This window comes from Mesorhizobium sp. BHbdii (genome assembly GCF_053848045.1).
The window spans coordinates 1-466 of record NZ_JBSPKX010000186.1; the positions used below are offsets into that span (position 1 = coordinate 1).

A 466-nucleotide genomic window follows, 5' to 3' on the forward strand; every position below is an offset into this window, starting at 1 on the left:
TTGCTCGAATACGAGACGCTGTCGGGCGACGAGATCAAGCAATTGATCGCCGGCGAAAAGCCCGCGCGCGACCTCGGCGACGACACGCCGCCCAGCCGCGGCTCGGCCGTGCCGAAGTCCGGCGGCCGCCGGAAGAAAGGCCCCGAGCCCGAAGGCGGCATGGAGCCGCAGCCATCGAGCTGAACCAGGGCGGAAAGCAGATCCTCGGGACAAGCCCGAGGATCACGGCTCAACGTCCGCGTGACCGCTTTATCCGCGGTATTCGATTTTATGATTCAGCTTTCAGCCGCGCATTGCACAGGCTGTAATAACCGCCGCCCTTCTGGATCCAGCGAAGGCCGTTCAACGTACCCGCCTCCTTGTTGCCGTGGTAACCCTGCAGGCAGGTCTTCATCCGCGCCTTCGCGGGCTTTTCGGTCTTGAACTCGGCGGCGAGGGTGGTCGGGAATGTCACGCCTGACGGCGC

1 protein-coding gene and 1 pseudogene are annotated in these 466 nt (G+C 64.4%); one reads left to right on the forward strand and one right to left on the reverse strand.

Going from position 1 to position 466, the window contains the following annotated elements; translation table 11 throughout:
- Nucleotides 1-183, forward strand: a 183-nt coding sequence (locus tag ACWTU8_RS32535; RefSeq protein ID WP_455851338.1) for a hypothetical protein, incomplete at its 5' end; no start/stop codon positions are given.
- Nucleotides 184-268: 85 nt separating this feature from the next.
- On the opposite strand, the pseudogene ACWTU8_RS32540 reads toward ACWTU8_RS32535, so the two are convergent.
- A pseudogene (locus tag ACWTU8_RS32540) lies at nt 269-466 on the reverse strand (hypothetical protein); the annotation flags it as partial.